This window comes from Oscillibacter sp. UBA6647, assembly GCA_002455655.1.
Taxonomy (GTDB): Bacteria; Bacillota; Clostridia; order Oscillospirales; family Oscillospiraceae; genus Oscillibacter.
In genome coordinates this window covers 1-2,844 of sequence record DKLF01000007.1, presented here as the reverse complement: position 1 = coordinate 2,844, position 2,844 = coordinate 1, and the positions used below count along the sequence as shown (strand labels likewise).

Below are 2,844 nucleotides of genomic sequence, written 5' to 3'. Positions count from 1 at the left end.
TGATTTCCGGGGACGAGCTGAACGAGGACTATATTATCCCCGCCGCTTTTGACCCCCGGGTAGGCCCGGCGATGGCAAAAGCCGTGGCCGGCGCGGCACGGCGGACCGGGGTTGCCCGCATCTGAGGTGCGTCCCTGATAGCTCTTTCCTGCGAGACGGCAAGTGCTGAGACGGAAATTTTCCGGACAGGGCGGCATTGTCCCATTTCCATCGGCAGTTCCGTCAGAAGGGAACTTTCCAGAGGAATGGGGAAACGACCGCAGGGCAAATTTTGTGCGATATTTTGTGGAAGAAGTATAAAAGCAGGACAGAGGCTTCGGCCTTTGTCCTGCTTTTTAATCTGTCCTGTTCATTTGCGTGGCTTTCGCCTGAAAAGTTTCCCCGACCAATTGTACAGACGCTTTTAAAGACAGGCAAAATGAAGGGCAATCCGCCCAGTGGCGCCCTTACTTTCTGGCCTTGAATCCCCGGACATACTGCTCCGGCCAGGGGTATTCCATGTTCAGGTCCCGGGCTGTGTGAAGAACCCAATAGGGGTCCCGCAAAAGCTCGCGGCCCAAAGCAATTAGGTCTGCCCGGTTCTCGCCCAGAATCTGCTGGGCCTGATGGGCCTCAGTAATCAGGCCCACGGTGATGACGGGCAGGCCGGAGGACTGCTTCAGAATCTCCGCGGCTCTTACCTGATAGCCGGGATAGATTGCCGTCGGTGGCGTGGGCATCACGCCGCCGGAGCTGACGTCCAGCACGTCGATATACGGCTTCACCAGCTCCACAATTTTGCTCATTTCCTCCGGGTGAATGCCCTCCGGCTCATAATCCTCGGCGGAGACGCGCAGAAGCACGGGCTTTTCCGCGGGCCAGACCTCGTGTACAGCCCGCAGCACCTCCAGCAGAAAGCGGCAGCGGTTTTCCGTAGAGCCGCCGTAGCCGTCCGTGCGGCGGTTGGTAAGGGGAGAGAGAAATTCGTTCAGCAGGTATCCGTGGGCTCCGTGGATTTCCAGAGCGTCAAAGCCGATGGCGGCCGCCCGGGCCGCGGCGCTGCGGAACGCCTGAACCACGTCTCGAATCTCCTCCTCTGTCATCTCCTTGGGCACGGGGGATGTTTCCTCGAAGGGGATGGCACTGGGGGCGAAAATCGTCTTCTCCTTGGCCTCGCACTTGCGCCCCGCGTGGTTGAGCTGAATGGCCACCTTGGCCCCGTATTTCTGGCAAGCGGCAACAATCGGCTTCATCGCCTGGGCCTGCTGGTCGTTCCAAAGACCAAGGCACCGGTCGGAAATGCGGCCCTCGGGCAGCACGCCGGTGGCCTCGATGATAATCAGCCCCGCGCCGCCCAAGGCCCGGGAGGTATAGTGGGTGAAGTGGAAGTCCGTAGGTACGCCGTCACCTTCGGTGCTGTACATACACATGGGAGGCATGACGATTCGATTGCGCAGAGTCATGTTTTTTACGGTGAGCGTGTCAAACAGGTTCATAGGTCGTTCTCCCTTCTGCCGCAAGGCTCAAAAAAGTGATTGAATGATATGGCTATCATAGCACGGACAGGTCATAGATGCAATGAGAAGGTGGGGGAAGACCTGACATTTCACGGAAGAAGCGCATCGGTCCGTGCCCACCCGACTATGAACTGTGGGAGAGACATAAAGGACAAAAAGCAGCCATATCCCCATGGGTATGGCCGCTTTAAAAAGCTGTGCAAATAAAATTACTGTGTATACAGACCATTCCCGGTTTGCCGTTAAAAAAGGCATTCCTGCCGCTTAATATCAGGGAGATCGTTTGAGCTGAAGACCCTGTTTCTGCCGGATTGCTTGGCGCGGTACATGGCGCAGTCAGCCTCGCGCTGAATGTCCGCAATAGAATGGTGACACTGACTTTTTAAAGCCACGCCAATGCTTGCCGTGATCTTCACCAGACTTCCTTCCACCGCAATCTCCATCTGCTCGATTTTCCGGCGGAGCTTTTCGGCAAGGGCCATGGCATCGCTGTGGTCGGTTTCGGGAAGAAACAGAGAGAATTCTTCTCCGCCCACACGGCCAATTAGATCGCGCTTTCTGCAAGCCTGCCGGATGCATTTGGCAGTACTTGAAAGAACCATGTCTCCCGCTCCATGACCGTAGGTATCGTTGATTCTTTTAAAGTGGTCCAGATCCAGAAACAGCACGGAACAGGGCGCATGAAAAGCTTGCTCGGAAAATAGCTTTTTTTCGGCCTCTTCGTAATAGGTGCGCGGGTTTAGAACGCCAGTCAGGTCATCGTATCTCGACAAGTAGAGGAGCTTTCGGTTTGTCTCCTCCAGCGCTTGCTCCAGTTTTTTTGTCGTGGTAATATCCATCAATGCAACCATTTCCCCAATTGCATATCCTGTATCGTCCCGCAGTGGGCGGACGGAGACATAGAAGGTTTTTCCCTCAATGACCACCTCATGGTCCGGGACCTCCTGATTCGCGTCAAACATATGAAAATCACGAATAATATTCCTGCCGCTCTCTTTGCTCAGTTCTTCAATTTTTCGCCCGATTAGCTCTTCGCTGCGGGAGCCGCTAATGGACGCAAGCGCCTGATTTACCGCTACGTGTTCACCCTTTCGGTTAAGCAGAATCATGGCCACCGGCATGGATTCGAACAGCTTTTCAATCGTAATTGACGTATTCATAATTGTAATTTCTTGCATAACAGCATCCTTTTCCGTTCGGGTCAAGGTTCATCAGGATTCCATTTACCGGCAGAAGTAAACGATTGCAATAATGAAAACGATTGCTAACCGTTCTCTGAATGCTCTTATTCTACATCAAATCGGGAATATGCGCAAGATTCGAAAATTATCCTCCTACAATATAAATT

At 53.8% G+C, this 2,844-nt stretch carries 2 protein-coding genes and 1 pseudogene; 1 reads left to right on the top strand and 2 read right to left on the bottom strand.

What is annotated here, in order from left to right; translation table 11 throughout:
- Positions 1 to 125 (top strand): annotated as a pseudogene (locus B2W96_RS00595) (NAD-dependent malic enzyme); the annotation flags it as partial.
- A gap of 321 nt (positions 126 to 446) precedes the next feature.
- Here the strand turns inward: B2W96_RS00595 and namA are convergent.
- A complete protein-coding gene (namA, locus tag B2W96_RS00590; protein WP_293007497.1) occupies positions 447 to 1,475 on the bottom strand; it encodes an NADPH dehydrogenase NamA in 1,029 nt (342 codons plus the stop codon).
- A 263-nt stretch (positions 1,476 to 1,738) separates the two neighbouring features.
- Complete coding sequence (locus B2W96_RS00585; RefSeq protein ID WP_293007495.1) at positions 1,739 to 2,674, bottom strand: sensor domain-containing diguanylate cyclase; 936 nt, start codon at positions 2,672 to 2,674, stop codon at positions 1,739 to 1,741.
- Positions 2,675 to 2,844 lie beyond the last annotated feature (170 nt).

Coding starts and splice junctions, on each gene's coding strand:
- namA (WP_293007497.1), bottom strand. CDS start 1,475: ATGAACCTGTTTGACACGCTCACCGTAAAAAACATGACTCTGCGCAAT.
- B2W96_RS00585 (WP_293007495.1), bottom strand. CDS start 2,674: ATGCAAGAAATTACAATTATGAATACGTCAATTACGATTGAAAAGCTG.